Source organism: Mycobacterium kiyosense (assembly GCA_021654635.1).
Classification (GTDB): Bacteria; Actinomycetota; Actinomycetes; order Mycobacteriales; family Mycobacteriaceae; genus Mycobacterium; species Mycobacterium kiyosense.
On sequence record AP025179.1, the window covers coordinates 2,584,412 to 2,601,241 of the forward strand.

General features: G+C 64.4%; 16 protein-coding genes and 4 pseudogenes. 8 read left to right on the forward strand and 12 right to left on the reverse strand.

Annotation, left to right across the window (positions count from 1 at the left end; translation table 11 throughout):
• Window positions 1-92: 92 nt before the first annotated feature.
• From L6444_RS12245 to L6444_RS12255, 3 genes are all read left to right on the forward strand, one after another.
• Window positions 93-1,025: a hypothetical protein gene (locus L6444_RS12245; RefSeq protein ID WP_236982926.1), complete on the forward strand. Its 933-nt coding sequence runs from the start codon at window positions 93-95 to the stop codon at window positions 1,023-1,025.
• A complete protein-coding gene (locus L6444_RS12250) occupies window positions 1,022-1,765 on the forward strand; it encodes a hypothetical protein (RefSeq protein ID WP_236982928.1) in 744 nt (247 codons plus the stop codon). Before L6444_RS12245 ends, L6444_RS12250 begins: the two co-directional genes overlap by 4 nt.
• A 238-nt stretch (window positions 1,766-2,003) precedes the next feature.
• A complete protein-coding gene (locus tag L6444_RS12255) occupies window positions 2,004-2,297 on the forward strand; it encodes a patatin-like phospholipase family protein (protein WP_236982930.1) in 294 nt (97 codons plus the stop codon).
• Between the two features lie 304 nt (window positions 2,298-2,601).
• Here L6444_RS12255 and L6444_RS12260 read toward each other — a convergent pair whose 3' ends face one another.
• From L6444_RS12260 to L6444_RS12275, 5 genes and pseudogenes are all read right to left on the reverse strand, one after another.
• The gene (locus tag L6444_RS12260; protein ID WP_236982932.1) at window positions 2,602-3,291 is read right to left on the reverse strand and encodes a transposase; all 690 of its coding nucleotides are present in this window, start codon (window positions 3,289-3,291) and stop codon (window positions 2,602-2,604) included.
• A 269-nt stretch (window positions 3,292-3,560) separates the two neighbouring features.
• A pseudogene (locus L6444_RS12265) lies at window positions 3,561-3,725 on the reverse strand (IS30 family transposase); the annotation flags it as partial.
• A gap of 29 nt (window positions 3,726-3,754) precedes the next feature.
• A complete protein-coding gene (locus L6444_RS12270) occupies window positions 3,755-4,561 on the reverse strand; it encodes an IS3 family transposase (protein WP_236982934.1) in 807 nt (268 codons plus the stop codon).
• A gap of 48 nt (window positions 4,562-4,609) precedes the next feature.
• Window positions 4,610-5,092: a helix-turn-helix domain-containing protein gene (locus L6444_RS30545; protein ID WP_068031316.1), complete on the reverse strand. Its 483-nt coding sequence runs from the start codon at window positions 5,090-5,092 to the stop codon at window positions 4,610-4,612.
• A gap of 55 nt (window positions 5,093-5,147) precedes the next feature.
• A pseudogene (locus L6444_RS12275) lies at window positions 5,148-5,453 on the reverse strand (IS30 family transposase); the annotation flags it as partial.
• 230 nt (window positions 5,454-5,683) lie between these two features.
• On the opposite strand from L6444_RS12275, the gene L6444_RS12280 reads away from it, so the two are divergent.
• Complete coding sequence (locus L6444_RS12280) at window positions 5,684-6,889, forward strand: IS110 family RNA-guided transposase (RefSeq protein WP_156298129.1); 1,206 nt, start codon at window positions 5,684-5,686, stop codon at window positions 6,887-6,889.
• Here the strand turns inward: L6444_RS12280 and L6444_RS12285 are convergent.
• The 7 genes and pseudogenes from L6444_RS12285 to L6444_RS12315 form a co-directional block, all read right to left on the reverse strand.
• A pseudogene (locus tag L6444_RS12285) lies at window positions 6,862-7,647 on the reverse strand (IS30 family transposase); the annotation flags it as partial. The gene L6444_RS12280 and the pseudogene L6444_RS12285 overlap by 28 nt on opposite strands.
• A gap of 1,199 nt (window positions 7,648-8,846) precedes the next feature.
• Complete coding sequence (locus L6444_RS12290) at window positions 8,847-9,185, reverse strand: thioredoxin domain-containing protein (protein WP_236984052.1); 339 nt, start codon at window positions 9,183-9,185, stop codon at window positions 8,847-8,849.
• Window positions 9,185-9,373, reverse strand: coding sequence for a MerR family transcriptional regulator (locus tag L6444_RS12295; protein WP_236984671.1), 189 nt, complete (start codon window positions 9,371-9,373; stop codon window positions 9,185-9,187). The genes L6444_RS12290 and L6444_RS12295 overlap by 1 nt, the downstream gene beginning before the upstream one ends.
• Before the next feature lie 73 nt (window positions 9,374-9,446).
• Window positions 9,447-9,587 (reverse strand): annotated as a pseudogene (locus L6444_RS12300) (MerR family DNA-binding transcriptional regulator); the annotation flags it as partial.
• 232 nt (window positions 9,588-9,819) lie between these two features.
• Entirely contained in the window at window positions 9,820-11,970 is a 2,151-nt protein-coding gene (gene ctpC / locus L6444_RS12305) for a manganese-exporting P-type ATPase CtpC (protein WP_236982938.1), read from the reverse strand.
• An 8-nt stretch (window positions 11,971-11,978) separates the two neighbouring features.
• Window positions 11,979-12,257, reverse strand: coding sequence for a DUF1490 family protein (locus L6444_RS12310; protein WP_156781429.1), 279 nt, complete (start codon window positions 12,255-12,257; stop codon window positions 11,979-11,981).
• A gap of 125 nt (window positions 12,258-12,382) precedes the next feature.
• Window positions 12,383-12,541 (reverse strand): hypothetical protein, encoded by a 159-nt coding sequence (locus L6444_RS12315; protein WP_236982939.1) that lies wholly within the window; start codon window positions 12,539-12,541, stop codon window positions 12,383-12,385.
• A gap of 314 nt (window positions 12,542-12,855) precedes the next feature.
• Here L6444_RS12315 and L6444_RS12320 point away from each other — a divergent pair, with 314 nt between their 5' ends.
• From L6444_RS12320 to L6444_RS12330, 4 genes are all read left to right on the forward strand, one after another.
• The gene (locus L6444_RS12320) at window positions 12,856-13,143 is read left to right on the forward strand and encodes a hypothetical protein (RefSeq protein ID WP_236982940.1); all 288 of its coding nucleotides are present in this window, start codon (window positions 12,856-12,858) and stop codon (window positions 13,141-13,143) included.
• Window positions 13,144-13,202: 59 nt separating this feature from the next.
• Entirely contained in the window at window positions 13,203-13,706 is a 504-nt protein-coding gene (gene lpqS / locus L6444_RS31070) for a putative copper homeostasis (lipo)protein LpqS (RefSeq protein WP_459561278.1), read from the forward strand.
• Between the two features lie 301 nt (window positions 13,707-14,007).
• Window positions 14,008-15,408, forward strand: coding sequence for a PPE family protein, SVP subgroup (locus tag L6444_RS12325; RefSeq protein ID WP_065136430.1), 1,401 nt, complete (start codon window positions 14,008-14,010; stop codon window positions 15,406-15,408).
• A gap of 56 nt (window positions 15,409-15,464) precedes the next feature.
• Window positions 15,465-16,829 (forward strand): PPE family protein, encoded by a 1,365-nt coding sequence (locus tag L6444_RS12330; protein WP_236982941.1) that lies wholly within the window; start codon window positions 15,465-15,467, stop codon window positions 16,827-16,829.
• Window position 16,830: the final 1 nt, after the last annotated feature.

Below are 16,830 nucleotides of genomic sequence, written 5' to 3' on the forward strand. Positions count from 1 at the left end.
AACAACCAGAACTCTGTTTCTAAGCAAATGGTTGTTTGACAAGTGGTCGCTGCTAGAGTATTGGCGTGCTGTCTGCTTCGATTCCCGCCCGCTTGGTCGACGCCGGCGTTCAGGTTGTGACTGGCGACGCACACAGCATCACATACCGGATAGACGGCCGCGCCGTGGTAGCGGACCTAGCACTTGCAGAACGTGTTCCATCTCCGGCTGCCGTCCTCGGTCATGTGCGCCGCCATCCCGGCCGCCGCGTCTTCGTGGTTTGCGAGACCATCTCGGACGAGGCACGTTCAGCGCTCCTGGCTGACACCGACGTAGATCTCAGCGTCGGCAGTACCGGCGAACTGGTGCTCTCTGGGCGAACGTACCGAACGCCCACACCAGGACGGCCACACCGCGCAGCCAGCGAGCGCGCTTGGCGCAGGCGGGCGGCCGAACGGGTCTGTGTGCTTACGTGCGACCAGCTCCGCCAACGCGACATCGCTGACGCCATCGCCGTTAGCCAGCAGGCGGTGTCCAAGATGACCGAGAAGGATCCGCTGCCGGGCACGCCCATGACCTCGGCTGCACGCCGGGAAATCCTGATGAAACTGGCATCGGTACCCGCAGACAGTGGACTCGTCGAAACGTACTGGTATGGAATGGATCCGGTAGTGGAGCAGGTGCGCAGCGCGACCCGACTCGGCGCGGAGCTCACCGTACGGATCCTTGCCGGCGGCGAGGTCGCCGCCGACGTCCTGCAACCGTGGCGGGTACCAACCAGAGGTCTGGTCTACGCCGAAGAACTGGTTGACCTCTCCGAGTTCGGTCTGGTGGAGGCCACCGCCGAGGAGGCGACCTTGACTGTGCGGGTTCCTGCCGATCCGACAGTCTGGACGACCGCGTCCTGGTGGCTGCGGGTTAGTGATAGGCAGCGTTCCGACATCATCACCGTGGATCCAGTGATTGCGCTTCAGGACCTCAGCGACGGCGTCGATCTCGGCGACGGTGCGCCGCAGCGTCTCGGCGACTGGATCGTGCACCGGTGACCGGAACAGCATCGGTCGTGATGGCATGCACCGCGGTGGCCGAAGACAACGGGATGCGTGCGCTGCACGACGTGGCCGCTGTCGCCGCCGACATCGAGTACCGCGTCATCGGCGGCCACATGGTGCGGCTGCTGCGGCATGTCTACAACGTGCCAGGCATACCGCGGCTGACCTCCGACGCTGACACGGGGATCGACGTAAACGTGGCGACCATGGGCGACCTCCACGATCGACTCACCGCGCTGGGGTACATCGCTGAGTGCGGCAACCGCTACGAGCGAGGTGCGCAAGCGGTCGACCTCCTGGTTCCTGCCGCAGCCAAACCGGGCAAGCAGATCATCGGCGAACGAGCCTTCGACGGAGCGCCAGGACTGCGCGTGGCGCTGGCCCTGCCGCCGATCAAAGTCGCTGTTACAGCGCGGCTCACGGACGGCGACATGATTCAGTTCGAAGTTCCGGTTCCCGACGTCGAGGCAGCATTCGTGCTGAAAATGCTGGCACGTACCGTTCGCGACTCCGAACGTGACCTCCAGGACATCGAGACACTGCTGGAGATCGTGGGGTCACAACCCGAATACCGCGCATCACCGTGGCGCCTGGACGACCCGCAGATCATAAAGGCTGGCGAGCGCGGTGATGCTGCGCATGTGGCAGCGCAGATGATCTCCAGTCCGCCGACGAGGGTGCCGGCCAGAGTGCGGGCGCTACTCCGGCGCCATGTCGCCATCGTGTCGCGATGATGTAGCGGCATGCTGCAGGTCTTCGCACTTCGGGTCGTGTCGGTGTCCAGTGCCATTGTGAACGGCCTGAGACAGCGGGAGCCAAAAAGAGTGCTGAGCAGGAGCACGGAAATCCGCCGCGCAGGTCCATCCAGCAACCGAACCCGAGCCGGCCGGGCCGTGCGCCGACCGCTTCCAGATCCTCGCACTCGACGGCTGAGGCGCGAAGGCGCTGTTCACCGCACATGTGCTTGCGCGTTTGGAGCAGGACTCGGGCGTCATGATCTGCGATTCGTTCGATCTCATCGCTGGGACTTCGGCGGGTGGCATCGTCGCACTGGGACTCGGTGCGGGCCTCAGGCCGAGCGAGATCGTTTCTCACTACGAAGAATTGGTTGAAAAGGTCTTTCCGGCATTCAGGCGGCGAGTATGGCGTCGGGCACGCCAACTGAGATCGCCCATCTATGACGCGAAAGCGCTGCGGCGAGCATTGACCGGCGTCCTCGGTACGCGGCTGCTCGGCGACAGCACCAAAATCATCACATGCCTGTAGCTAATAAATTGTGTCCGAGGGGGGACTTGTCCGCCTACGACACGCGTAACTGAGTTCGCAGTTGGGTGTGGCTAGCTTTCGCTCGGGCAGTCAAGGGTGAGGTTGGGTGTGGTTGATCGGCCGGGCAGGATGCTCGGCTTTCACGCGATGAAGAGTGCGTTCGGTTTGGTCGGTGGGCCGTCGTGTTCCGGCAGGCTGATTAGTCGCCGTGAGCGGCAGGCTTTCGTGTGCGCCGTGATGGCGGCCCAGGGCGAGCGGGCGGCAAGCTAGGTTGCGCCGTCGAGCGGCATAGCTCAAAAAGCCGTCACCGTTCGCCGCTGAGCCTTCCTCGACGATAGCGCTGTTCATCGAAGGGTTGTTGGGTTCTGAGTAGCCGGTATGTCAGGCGGCATGCGTGACGTGCAAGTGCGACGCGGGCCTGGATCGGGGCCATCCCGCGCGCCCGCAGTTCGGCGTCGCGTTCGGCAAACGACGGCGAGCATTGAGAGAGTCCCCAGGCGATTCCCATTAGGGCATCGCGGTGCTCGGCGAGTCCCTGTCGAGAGATCCGGCCGCGCCGGTACAACGTGGCCGATTGATAGAGCGCTGGTGCCAAACCCGTTGCCGAGTAGAGATGTTCAGCGTCGGGGAACGCCTCGATCGGAAGGCTGTGTGCGGCTAAGGCTGCCGCGCGGATCGAAGCGACACCGGGAAGGGTGGTCAGGATCTGGCCGTCAGTATCGGCGAGCAATGTCACGATTTCGAGGTCGATGGCACCGATGTCGCCCCGGAGACGGTGATATCGGTCCAGGTCGCGGGTTAAACGGTGAGCACGTCGATCGGCGTCGGCCGGCGGAGGCAGACATCCGCGCCACCGCTGAAGCCAGTATTGGGCGGTATTCGTCGTCAGCCGCCCCGGTGCCCGGCATAGCAGCGATCGCAGTTGTGGTGGCCGTCCTGAAAACGCCGCAGCGCATGCCAGCACCGCCAGACCAGTGGGCGTCTCCAGCGCCAAGGATCGTCCATGACCCGATGGCGCCGACAAACCCGGACATAAGCATTGAGCTGGTCGTGCAACCGCTGCTGAGCGACCTTGCGGTCGGTCACCAACCCACGGCGATGCCGGACCGCGGCACGCAGCGCCTCTACCGACGACTGCTGGCCGTAGCGTCGACCGCCGCCTTGACGTGCCATGTACGTCAAGGCCGCGCAGTCGCGGTCGTCGGTCTTGAACCGGCCTGAACCCAGCTGGCCGGTTTCTAGGGGTCGTCGCAACACTGCTGGTTAATTGGTCTTTAGTAGATCACGTAGACGTTCGGCTGGTGTGTCCCAGTCGAGCGTTTTGCGTGGGCGGCCGTTGAGTTGCTGGGCGACGTGTTCGAGGTCTTCGGGCCCGAACACGCTCAGGTCGGTGCCTTTGGGGAAGTACTGGCGCAGCAGTGAACTGGTCCCGAAAAGTTGGACTCGGTAATAGGACTCTAGGCGATTGCGGATTGTTGGGCGCGGTATTCGTCGGGGCTGAGATAGTCGAGCCGTTGCTGGATTCTGGTGGTGTTCCACCAGTCCAGGTAGGCAGTTAGGCCGGCGTGGAACGCGTGGAGGCTTTCGGGCTTCTGGATGCGGAACCATTCCTCTTTGAGGTGACTGAAGAATGCTTCCATGACGGCGTTGTCCAGGCAGGTGCCTTTGCGGGACATCGACTGAGTGAGACCGGCGCGGTGCAGCGTGTCGCGCCAGAGGGTGTGGCGGTATTGGAATCCTTGGTCGGAGTGGACGATCGGCTTCTCAGTCGGGCTCAACGTGGCGATGGCGGCGCGTAGGGCTTCGGTGACCATCTTCACGCTCGGAGAGAGCCCTGCTGTGGCAGAGATGATGCGGTTGTCGTGCAGATCCAGGACAGGTGACACGTAGACCTTGGTGCTGCCGACGGTGAACTCGGTGACGTCGGTGACCCACTTCGCGTGAGGAGACTCTGCTTTGAACTGGCGGTTCAGTATGTTGTCGGCTGCTTGGCCCACGTCGCCGCGGAACGCGTTGTAGCGTTTGCGGCGCCTTACCGGGCAGCGCAGCCCGAGCTGGCCCATGAGCTTAAGGACCGTTTTCTTCGACACCCGCCAGCCTTGGCGAAGCAGGACCGCGAGGATACGTCGGTGCCCGTAGGCGCTTTTCGCCGCGTAGAACGCATCTTTGATGGCCTTCTTGAGATCGGCCCTGGCGTCCTCACCGTCGAGCCGGCGCCGGTGATCGTAGAAGGTGGACCGAGCAAGGCCCGCGATCTGCAGCAAAAAGGGGCAGTGGGTAGTACGCCTTGAGATCGTTGACAGCGCGCACTTTCAGCGTTGTCCCGACGGCCTCAAGGCCCGCAATTTTCCCAAGTACGCGACCTCAGCGCGCAACCGTTCGTTCTCCCGACGCAGTGCCTCGGTCTCGTCTTCTGGAGGGGAATCTGCACGACGGGTCGGGGGCCTGCCGCGTCGCTTCGGACGCAGCCCATCAGCACCGTCGCGTCGGAAGATGCTCGTCCAATTCGCGACGGTGCTCGGGGACGGGAGATCGAACTCCTCGGCAAGAGCACGACCAGACTCGCCCCTGGTATGTCGGAGCACGATCTCGAGCTTGGTGTCGAAGTCGTATTGTTTGCGGTCTCTGGTCACCAGGGCCCCCGGTCCTCGTAGTTGCCATCGCTGGTACAACATTTGGACCGGAGCCCCGGCAAGGTCAAGGGACAGGGCTACCGACTTCGCGGTGAAGCCCTGCTCGAACAGTTCGACAGCCGACACGGCGTCGCAGTGACTCAACGTGCTTTTCGAGTACATCTGACTACTCCCTGCAGAAGGAAACCTAAATTAGGTGTCCAACTTTTCGGGACCACTTCAGCAGGCCGTTGGTGTTCTCGTTGGTGCCGCGCTGCCAGGGGCTTGCCGGGTCACAGAAGTAGACGGCCATGTCGGTGGCCATCGAGAACCCTTTGTGGCCGGCCATCTCGGCCCCCTGGTCCCAGGTCAGCGATCCCCGCAGATGCGTCGGTAGGGTCATCATGGTCGTGATCAACCCGTCACGGACCGCTTCGGCGCCATGGCCATCGGGCAGGTGCACCAGCATGGTGTAGCGGGTCGTGCGTTCGACGAGAGTGCCGATTGCGGTCTTGTTGAGTTCACCGGTGATCAGGTCGCCCTCCTTAAGTTGTTTGAGGGGTGTTTTGGGGCTGTCGTAGGGTCCTGTTCACCCTCGGGTGGCGGGTATGGCTTAGGTCTCCCTGCCGCTGGGACGGCTCACTGGGAATGGCCGCCCGCTGCCTGCTGATGACTCGACCGCTGATTGAGAATTGCGACATTGATCGTTGGTTAAGGACGTGTCGGCATGGTCATCGCCAGGGCTTTCATTCGGCGACGACGAGGAGATGACATATGCCGACGATATGGGCCGGTATTGATGCCGGGAAGCGCACGCATCACTGCGTGGTGCTTGATCAGACCGGCAGCACATTGCTTTCTACGCGGGTCGACAATGACGAGACGGCGCTGTTGGCGCTGATCGACGTCGTCGTTGGCATCGCGGCCGGCGGGCAGCTGTGTTGGGCAACGGACTTAAACGCTGGTGGCGCGGCGATGCTGATCGCGTTGCTGGCAGCACAGGATCAGCAACTGCTTTACCTTCCGGGCCGGATTGTGCATCACGCGGCGGCGACCTATCGAGGTGACGGCAAGACCGACGCCAAAGACGCCCGGATCATTGCCGATCAGGCTCGGATGCGTACTGATCTGCAGCCGGTGCGTAGGGCTGATCCGATTGCCACCGATCTTCGGTTGCTGACCGCACGGCGCACTGACGTGGTCTGCGACCGGGTGCGGGCGATCAACCGTCTCCGAGAGACAATGCTGGAGTACTTCCCGGCCCTTGAGCGCGCCTTCGACTACTCCAAAAGCAAAGCGGCGCTTACCCTTTTGTCGGGATATCAGACCCCCGAGAGCCTGCGGCGGATCGGTGTCGCACGGCTTACCGCGTGGCTTAAAGCACGTGGTTGCCGCAACAGTGCCGCCGTTGCGCAAGCCGCTGTCGATGCCGCCCATGCCCAACGAAGCGCACTGCCCACCCAGAGGGTCGGGGCCTTATTGGTAGCGCGGCTGGCGGCAGAGATCTCCGCGATCGACGATGAGCTCAAGCAGATCGAAACCGATATCACCGACCGCTTCGCACGACACCGCAGCGCCGAAATCCTCACCAGCATGCCCGGGTTCGGGCCCGTCCTTGCCGCCACATTCCTTGCCCAAATCGGCGGTGACCTCGAGGGCTTTGACAGCGTCGACAGGCTGGCCTGCGTCGCCGGGCTAGCTCCGGTGCCCCGCGATTCCGGACGCATCAGCGGCAACCTGCACCGCCCGCGGCGTTTCAACCGCCGGCTGCTGCGAACGTGCTACCTGGCCGCCCTGTCCAGCCTCAAAAACAGTCCGGCCTCTCGCGCCTTCTATGACCGAAAACGCGCCGAGGGCAAGTCACACAAACAGGCGCTGATCGCCCTGGCCCGGCGCCGAATCAACGTCATCTGGGCCATGCTGCGCGACCACACCCACTACCAGGAGCCTCAGCCCGCCAACGCGGTATTGGCGGCTTGACAACAGCATTGAGATTCCCAGTGCCCGGGCACCGCCCGATCGTCAATGTCTGGCCGGTCGGCGATCATGATCATCGGATCAACGAACCGTTGGTAGCGCTCACCGGGTTTACGACGTGGTTTGCGGCATGTGCGGCCCGACCGAAGCGCTTGAGCCACTTCTTTTTTCAACCCACCACGGGCCTGGAAATACAGTGCTTGGTAGATCGTTTCGTAGCTCACCCGCATGCTCTCGTCGTCGGGAAAATCCTTGACCAGACGATGCGAGATCTCTTCCGGGGACCACCGCTTGGCCAGCCCCTGTTCGACCTCGTGCCGCAGCTTCTGGTTGGTGACCAGTTTGGCCTGCTTCGGGCGGGATCGAGCCGCTGCGGCGGCCGCATCGGCCTGGTACGGCAAATACAAGCCCGCGACACGGTGTGCAGCGACTTCGCGGGACACCGTCGACTTGTGCCTGCCGATCACCTCGGCGATCGCGGTAAGGGTCTGTCCGGCCGCCAGCCCGTCAGCGATGACCAGCCGATCAGCCAACCGCAGACACCTGCTGACTGATTCTTCACCAGCTACAAGACCCTGTTCTGCAATGGTTTTCACCGGTCGTATGTACCGCGTCACGGTGTTGACATCGCTGACCCTGCCATCAGGACGCACCCGCGTGTTGGCGACCCGGTGGATGCCGTTGCGCCAATCCCGGGCCGTGCGCTCGTTAACGCCGACCTCCCGCGCCGCCCGCGCCGCCGACCACCCGGCATCGAGCAGTTCCAAGAACCGGGCCCGCTCAGCAGGCTTACCCCGCACGCGCCGTGCGGCATCCACCAAACCCGCCTCAACGAGCATCCGCCGGGCCGTGGAATGAGCCACCCCGACCGCCTTGGCCGCTGCACTCACCGAGCCCGTCTCGGTGAACACCGCCACCACCTGGGCCTGATCGACACCACTGACATCCGGTCGAGCCGCGCCCATCGGACGGCCCGAGGCCCGCAAGATGGCATACCCCCGCTGGCGCGACAGCCCCAGCGAAACCGCCGCCTCCCGCACCGGCACACCCGCATCAACGAGCTTTGCTAGCTGATCCCCAAACCGAACACAGTCCTCCGAAAACGACACGGTCGCCGCAACCTCTCACATTCATGAGTGTTGCGACGACCGCGTGAACCCGCCCTGCGTACGAGCAGATTTCGTGTTCACGTCCCAGGGCGTGGTGTAAGTAGCCGGGGGTGTGTCGGTCGCTGATGTAGAGGGGCCATCGCGTGAGTCTCTGTGGTGAAACGACCAAGGATCACTGCCGAGAGGAACATCGCGATGGCCCTGGACATGCGGGGCGATTTTGCGGTCCGTTGCGCCGACGCAGACTACGAGTCCACGATCATCGGAATGAGTTGATCCTTGGTTGCTGCCCTGGCTACTCGGAGAGGTCGTTGAGGATCGCTAGATTGTGTTCGAACGGGCCGCTTGATCGGAATTGTTGAATCTCAACGCTGCCGTCCGGGCTGAACTTGACGTCGCACCGCCATTCGTCAGCCAATACGAGCACGCGGACTGACGCCGGTTTGCGCTTTGATCTCGTTATGGCAGGCCAACTCTTTCGAGACGATCGAGTAGCTGGGCGAGGAGCGGGTACCACTTCGCGTCGAGGCGGCCGGCCGCGGACTTGCCCCGCCTAAACGACACGAGTCGTGATCTTGCAATTGGGGCGCTGAATGCACCGCACGCAGGCGCCGGGTAGTAGGCCAAAGCCGTTGCGATATCAACCAGACGAGAATGTAGTCAATCGGAGTTACGATTCGCTTTTTGGGCAGCGGCCGGAAAATTGGGGCTTATAAACGGTTTCACAATCCGGGCAGCGTGTGCCGACGAGGTGCCCGCATTGGCCCAATTAACGTCCGAATACGTTGCTACCAGTTACAAGTGGGCTGACCGTCTCGGCGCGGGGGGGAGCGCCAGTGAAAGTCGGGCGCTCATAGCAGTTGATGCGGACGGTTGTATCCACGGGGTTCGAGTCCGAGTGCGGCTCGCAGCGCAGCGACCGACGGCGCCCCGGGCATGCCATCGTTCTCGGACTCGTAGAGGCGGCAGGACACGCTGGGCAGGTGACCGGGGGCGGCGAAGGGGTCGTGGCCGTCGACGAGCAAGGTGGGTGAGCCGGTCATCCCCGCCGCCGATGCCGTGGCCGGATCGTCGATCACGCGGTGGGTGATCTCGACGTCGAGTTCCTGATCGGCGGTGGCCTGCCTGATGCGTTCCTCGAGAACGGGCACGTTGGGGCAGTCGCGGACCTGCAGAATTTCCAGTCTCATCAGTGATCTCCATCCTCGTGCAGGGTGTGCAGCAGCGGGCAGGATCGGTCGTTGCGGACCCGTTCGCAGGTGTCGACAAGCTCTGACAAAGACCGCTGCATGCGTTGCAGGTCGGCGATCCGCTCGGCGAGCGCGACTATCCGGGTTTGCGCCAGTGCGCGCGCCGCGTCGCAGTCCTCGGGCCCCACCCTGAGCCAGATGCAGCATCTCCGCGACCTCTTCGAGGCTGAACCCGTGGTCGTGGGCTCGCTTGATGAACCGCACCACGGCCACAGCGTCGGGCGGGTAGGCCCGATACCCCGAGTGCGACCGTGGTGGTTGCGCCAGCAGGCCCCGGCGTTCGTAGTACCGCAGAGTCTGGACGTTCACGCCGGAGCGGATTGCCAGTTCGCTACTGCGCATGCCGTCATTCTCAACCCTGTACCCGGGTACAGGGTCAAGTGAGGTTCGCTCACCCGGCCACTGGTCCTACCACTTTCCGGCCTACCGGGCTATTGCGAAGACACCCAGGGTGGGCCGGATTGCATCATGGACGATCGTTTCCGGCACAACCCCCGGACAGATCGATAACCAGGTACTACGCCATATCCGTTGGTTTTCCGGCGATTACTACCGGAATCTTTGGGTGCGGACATCATGGGAGGCGGTAGCGGATCAGGCGTGAGCTGTTGGTCACCACAGCTACCGATGACGCGTTGTGCAGGATCGCGGCCAGCACCGGGGACAGGGCGCCGCCGGCTCCCATCAGCAGGCCGGCAGCGTTGACTGCGATGGCCATCTCGTAGTTCTCTCGGATGACCTGAACTGCCCTGCTACCGAGGTCGCTGACGTCGAGTAGGCGATGCAGATTGTCATTGGCCAACGCCACGTCGGCGGTCTCCACGGCGACATCGGTACCGGCCAGCCCCATGGCGATGCCGATATCGGCGGTGGCCAGCGCGGGGGCGTCATTGACGCCGTCGCCGACCATTCCCACGACATGACCCTCGCCCTGCAGGGTGCGCACCACCTCAAGTTTGTCGTCAGGCAACACTTCAGCGCGCCACTCATCGATACCGAGTTCGTTGGCGACCGCCTCGGCGGTGTCGGGATGGTCCCCGGTGAGCATGACGATGCGGCGTATACCGTTGGCGCGCAGTTTGTTTAACACTTCAGCTGCCTCGGGTCGTACCTCGTCGCGCAGGCTGATCAACCCCACCAACTTCCCGTCGACGGCCAGCAGCAGCGGGGTCTCGGCCTGTTTACGCAGCTTGTTGAGCCATTCTGTGGCCTTTTTCGACACGCGGACGCGTTCGCTGCGTAGCAGCGACGGGCTGCCCAGTAGCAACACCCGTCCGTCGGCCCAGGTACGCATGCCCAGGCCCACCAGGACTTCGCACTCTTCGTGCGGCGGAATGCTGATCCGGCGTTCCTCGGTCGAGCGGATCACCGCCTCAGCTAAGGGGTGACGCGAATGAATCTCTGAGCTGGCCGCATACGCCAGAACGTCTTCAGGCTCCCAATCCTTATGCAAAGCAACGATATTGGTGACGACCGGTCGACCGACGGTCAGGGTGCCGGTCTTATCGAACACGATCGCGTCCACCCGGCCCGCCTGCTCAAGATGCGAGCCGCCCTTGATCAAAATGCCCCGGCGCGCGCCGTTGCCGATCGCGGCGCTGATCGCCGTCGGAGTGGAAAGGCCGACCGCACACGGGCAGGCGATCAGCAGCATGGTCATCGCGCGCCGCGCGTCACCGGTCACGACCAAGGTCAGTGCCGACAAAATGAACGACGCCGGAACAAAGCGGCGCGAGAAATTCTCCCCCACCGTCTGAATCGGCGCCCGATCGTGTTGGGCTTCCTCGACCCTGGTGATGATCCGCCCGATCACGGTCTCGCTGCCCACCGCGGCAGCGCGCACCACCAATTGTCCGCGCACCACTACCGAACCTGCGTGCACCTGTGCTCCCGCGGTAACGCTGACCGGCAGGTTTTCCCCGGTGATTGCCGACTGATCGACAATCGCCTCCCCGTCGATCACCTCGCCGTCGACCGGTATGGCCACGTGGTCGTGCACCACCACAGCATCGCCGATCTGCACGGTGTCGATGGGAACCTGGACCTCGGTGTCGTCATCGAGGCGAATCCAGACGGTGTCCTGGGTACCGCGCAGCAGCTCAGCGATGGCACGTCGCGTGCGGCGCACCGTCAGATCCTGTAGATACTCACCGATATTGAGTAGCCATAACACGGTCAGCGCGACCACGTTCTCGCGCAACACAAGACTGGCGATGGTCGCCGCCGACACCAACGCATCGGTGCCCGCGCGGCCCGAACGCAGTGAACGCAGCGCGCCACGCAGGAAGGGATAGCCGGTGAAGATGGTCACCCCTGTTGCCACCAGCTGCCCGCTCGCACCCAGCAGCGGTGGCCGCCCAAAGCCGTAGCGGCGGATACCCAACAAGGTCAAGGCCAGACCGCCGATCACCATCCGCAGCACATCGGTGTTACGGACATCTGATGAGCGCGGACTGCGAGCCGGAATGAGATTGTCGGCGACGTGCGCGGCCCCGGAGATGGCCGACAGGACCGACGGTTGGTCGCAGCGTTTCGGCGAATACCACACCACCACAGATCCGGTACGCGGGTAAGCGTGCACGGCCCGCACACCGGGCTGGCGGCCGACGGACTCGTCGACCGCTACCGCACGACGCGCGTTCGCCTGGACCCACGGCACCAATACCCGTATCCGCCCAGCAGCATCCGAGACGACCACCAATTCGGGGTCGATCACAGCGCTCATAGCGCGGATCAGTGGTCGTGATCGTGGACGGCGCTTACCGCCGGAGGGGGCGATTCTTCGCCGATCCGTGCGCGCGCCTCGGCGACCACGTCGGAAACCTTCAGTCGCGCTGATTCAGCCGCCGTCTCCGCGCGTCGCGTCCCGCGCAATCCCAGTTCAGTCACGGCCACCGCACTGCGGCGAACCGGCGCCTTTCCTACCGCCCTCTTGACCACTTCAAAGGCGCTGACGCCGACCAGCCCAGTGAACACCGCAGCCCCAGCTTTCGCTACCAGCCCATGCAACATCGGCCCACCGCCCTCCTGTATCGCCATCGACGCAGGTCACCACCCGCCAAAACTACGTTAACATTGCCATATTAGAATGTAAACATCTGAGGCTCTGCGTCGGTGGAGCACGGGTCTTGCTTTGTTCAGTCGGCCGGTGGCGTGCAGGCCGCCGCCTTGACCTGGGCGACCTGCACCGCGCTGCACACCGGTGGGCGGTCGCAGCGTGGCGCGGCGCGCCGTGACGCCAGCTCCCGTGCCGCGCACCAGCGGCGGCGCCACTTGCACACGGTGTCCTCGCACACCCGGAGCGACGGCGCGATGCGCGCGCTCTACTGTCTTTGGGCGGCGGCGAGCACGTTCTGCGCGCGCGTCACGAGGCGTTGCTCGGTGCGCCTGGCCCGGACAAGGCGAGTCAGTGCACGTCGTTGCGAACCGGTCAACGTGATCCGGTCTGGGACGACGGTGACATGGTGTGTGGTCCATAAGACGAAGTTCCCACTGGTCACGTCAGCCCCACCTATCACATAACCGTGGTGCCCAACGACACGCCGTAGGGCACGATCACGGACCATGGCCGCACCGCCCGCTTCGACGAAAGCATCCCTGCGGCAACGGGTTGTCCGCCCGCGCGCGCCAGCGTTGGCCGCAACTGGACGGGGTGGACGTCCGATTTTGTGGCGCGTTCGCCTACGGCACCGCGCGTCTGCCCGACGGTGACACCATGCCGCTGATGCGGCTGCGTTACGGCGGGTTGGCGGCCCGCTGGGGATTCGCGGTGTACCTGGCCAGTAAGAACGCCCGCCAAGAATCGATCCTGCCGACCAGCCACACGGCCGGCGCACCCGAAGACGCTCTCGACACCGCGTGCGGCCTCTACCTCGGCGACCTAGCCCCGTGGATCTGACCCCCAACGAACCTACGAGCGGAACCACTAAGACTAAGCCTCAGGATGGCCGACATGGCATGTCGTGGATCGTCTCGGCTTGGTCAACCTCTGGCGACAGGTCCGCACTGAAGGTCTTTTGTCTGCGCTGCGTGCGCTGCTACATTCGAGCCACTGTGCTTAGCAACAGAGGTAGGCAACCCTCGGCGCGATCGGTTATCGCCATCGCGGCGTTACTGTGGCTGCTTAGTGGCAGCCTCGGTGAGCTGCAGCGGTCGGTGACCGCCGCCCCGGACACAGCGCACACCGCCGCCTCCTCCCTAGGCCAAGCGGTGGCCGTCAACGCCGACCACACCCATGCCGATCACGGCTCGTCGACGGCGTGGCCCGAGCTGTTCGCGACCTCGCTTGACCCCCGGTGGGTGACCACGCTGGTCGCGCTCGGGACGCTCGCGCTAGTGGCTATCGTCGCCGCTTTATTTGCTGATCGAGTGCTGGCTCCTGGGCGAGGCCCGCCTTGCGGCATCACCACTGCACGCTCCGGTCAAGACCTTCTGACGCGGTTCTGCCTGTCCCGTCGCTGACCGGACAGCCGTCAGTTCGCGGCGCATTACAGAACATCCCTGGCCAAACCACATCTTCTGGACAAACTCGATACTGCGATGTGGACCGTCCGAGACATTCGCTGCTGAACGCACTTTGCACCATCTAAAGCCACTGAATACCGGCATGCTCGGTCGTCTGCGAGGGGGAAGCATGCTTTCTGAGAGCACTAAGCCGGAATGTACCGAGGGCTCGCCGGTGAATCTGCCGTCGAGTCGCAGCATCACGCGCGGTGCCGACGAGCTCCCCCCCGACCGCCCTGAATGAAAGGACCCACGAGCCATGGATTTTGGGAGCTATCCGCCGGAGGTCAACTCGGCCCGCATGTACACCGGTGCCGGGTCAGGACCATTGTTGGCCGCTGCCGAGGTGTGGGATGGGCTCGCCGCCGACCTGCATTCGGCAACGAATTCGTATCAAGCGGTGGTATCGGGATTGACCGCTGGTCCCTGGTTGGGGCCGACGTCGGCGGCGATGAGCGCTGCGGCCGCGTCGTATGTAGCGTGGTTGCAAGCCACCGCAGTACAGGCCGAAGAGACCGGCGCACAAGCCAGGTCCGCGGCCACTGCCTACCAAACCGCGTTTTCGGCGACGGTTCCGCCGACGGTGGTGGTGGCCAACCGCAGTCAGCTGATGGCCCTGGTCGCGACCAATCTGTTCGGAAGAAACAGTCAGGCGATCGCGGCCACTGAAGCACAGTACGGGGAGATGTGGGCCCAAGACGTGGCGGCGATGTACGGCTACGCAGCCTCGTCAGCCTCGGCGACGGCGCTGACGCCGTTCAACCCACCCCCGCAGACCACTAACGCGGGCGGTCCGGCCAACCAAGCCGCCGCCGGCCAGCCCACCGGCATCGTGGAGAGCACGGTCCAGCAAGCCTTCTCCGCGGTCCCCAGCGCTCTGCAGAGCCTCGCAACGGCGGCCCCGGCAGCTGCCGCGCCGGCACCAGTGGACTCGCTGAGCGTGCTGGCCGACCTGTTCACCATTTCCTTCGGCATAGCAGCGGCCTTCGCTACCATTCTTATCGGCGTACCGTCCGGTGTGATCGGGGTGATCGGTCTTCCGGTGTCCATCATCGGCGCCGAGACTGGTATTCACACCGACGAGATCATCAGCGGCTGGGAGGGCGAGGAGCCCTTTCCAGGCACTGAGCCAGCACCGGTGAAGCCGTTCCCGGCGCCGCTGCTCAACTTGCCGGAAGGCACGGTGCCGGCGCCGAGGCTGTCGGCCGGTCTGGGCGAGGCCAGCACCGTCGGAGCCTTGTCCGTGCCACCGACCTGGGCTGCTGCCACCCCGGCGGTGCGCGCCGTCGCATTCACGCTGCCGGCGCTGCCAGGAAGCGCGGTCAGTGCCGCTGCGGTCCACGCGCCAGAAGCCGGCTCGGGCAGCATGCTCAGTGAGATGGCACTGGCAGGGATGGCCGGGCGGGCCATGGCCGGAACCGTAGGTACCGGAGCCGGAAAGGCGGCGCGAGGCGCCCGTGCGGCGGCGCGCGCCGGAGCTGGGGCGGTCACCGTTGATGGGGCGGCCGCCGGCGAAAAAGACAAGGCACCGCAGGATAATCCACGCGCGGTGGTGACCGGCGTGGCGGCTGAACTCCGCGAATTCTCCAAGCTTCGCGACGAGGGGATTCTGACCGACGAGGAATACACCGAGCAGAAGAACCGTCTGCTGGGTCGCTGAAACGCTCAACGCCGTTCTGGGCGGACACGTCGGTCATCTGAAAGAGGTATGTAGTCATGGATTTCGGGATCTATCCGCCGGAGATCAACTCCGGTCGGATGTATACCGGTCCGGGACCGGGGCCGATGCTGGCCGCTGCGCAGGCCTGGGGCAGCTTGGCCGACGAGCTGTATACGACCGTGAACGGATTTCAGTCGGTCGTGTCGGAACTTACCGAAGGGGCGTGGTCGGGTTCCTCGTCCGCCGCTATGAGTGCCGCCGCCGAGCGTTATGTCCAGTGGCTGAGCGCCACCGCCGCGCAAGCCGAGGAAACCGCGGCCCAAGCCCGCACGGCGTCCGCCGCTTACGAGGCGGCGTTCGCAGCCACGGTGCCGCCACCAGAGATCGCCGCCAACCGCAGCCTGCTGGCGGTGCTGGTGGCAACCAACTTTCTGGGACAGAACACAGCGGCGATCGCTGCCACCGAAGCGCTATACGCCGAGATGTGGGCCCAGGACACTGCGGCGATGTACACCTACGCAGGTTCGTCAGCGGACGCGGTCGTGCTGACGCCGTTTACCTCCCCGCACCAGAACACCGACCCTAGCGGGACGGCCAGCCAAGCCGCCGCGATCAGCCAAACCGGCATCTTCGCCGGCAATGCGCTGGATGCCATGTGGGTAGTGCCGCAGGGGTTGTCCGCGGCGGCGACACCGGCCCAGGCCGACCCGCTCACTACGCTGGCCATCCTGAGTTCCGTCTTTCTCCTTGCACCAGCCGACTTAACTGACTTTCTCGTGCTCGCACCGACAGATCTGCTGACCGCGTTCGGGGATTTTCCTGCCTCCGCTTTCAACAGTGCCTCGGGTCTCGTTGACGATGACACCGTCAGCGGCTGGAACGGGGAAGAAGCCTGGCCGGGTACCGGACCGGCGCCTGTGCAGCCGTTTCGCGCGACTCTTCCGAACCCACCCACTGGCGGGTTCCCTGCGTCGACGATGTCAGCGGCCGTGGGCAAGGCCAACTTGATCGGCGGATTGACGGTGCCACCGAACTGGACCGTCGCCGGACCCGAAGTACGCCCGACCGCGCTGAGCACACCGCTGTCGAGCGCGAACGCGGCAGCGGGGCCGGCAGCAGAATTCGACGCGGCAAACACGTTCAACCAGATGGGAATTGGCGGAATGGCCGGACAGGCCATGGCAGGCCCGCCAGCCGCCGCAAACCATATGAAGAACGCCAGCTCGGCGCGGCTCACCGGTCGCACCGAGGACGCACCGGCCGACGACGACGCCGAGGCCTCGCCCGCGCCGCGGACGGTCATGACCGGCGTCGCCGCCGCGATCCGCGATATCGCCGTACAGCGCGCCGTTGGACGGCTGAGCGAACAGGAATACACCGAGCAGAAGAAGAGACTGCTCGAAATCTCGTTCGGGCAGTAGG